Origin of the sequence: Lactobacillus jensenii DSM 20557 (genome assembly GCF_001436455.1) — a bacterium.
Lineage (GTDB): Bacteria > Bacillota > Bacilli > Lactobacillales > Lactobacillaceae > Lactobacillus > Lactobacillus jensenii.
The window spans coordinates 1-250 of the sequence record NZ_AYYU01000090.1 but is presented as its reverse complement, the minus strand read 5'-3'; the positions used below and the strand labels follow the sequence as shown (position 1 = coordinate 250).

Sequence of the window (250 nt, the reverse complement as noted above, 5' to 3'; positions counted from 1 at the left end):
GGAGAAACCTTATGAGAACAGCAGAACTACGTATGAAGGAAGAAACTGCAGTAGCAGAAAGACGAGGGCGAGAAGAAGGGCGTGAAGAAGAGCAAAAGAACACGGTGAAAGTCTTCAAAATATTGAAGCCAGAAGCAACAGTGGCTGAAGGCTTAGCTTGGATAAGAAAGAATACAAATGTGTCCCTTTCAGATGAGGAAATCAAAGCTATTTTGAGCAGAAGCAACTAGTTTCGCTTAAAAAGGAGAAA

At 41.6% G+C, this 250-nt stretch carries 1 pseudogene; it reads left to right on the top strand.

Features of this window, described 5'->3' with window-relative positions:
* Positions 1-230 (top strand): annotated as a pseudogene (locus FC45_RS07570) (Rpn family recombination-promoting nuclease/putative transposase); the annotation flags it as partial.
* Positions 231-250: the final 20 nt, after the last annotated feature.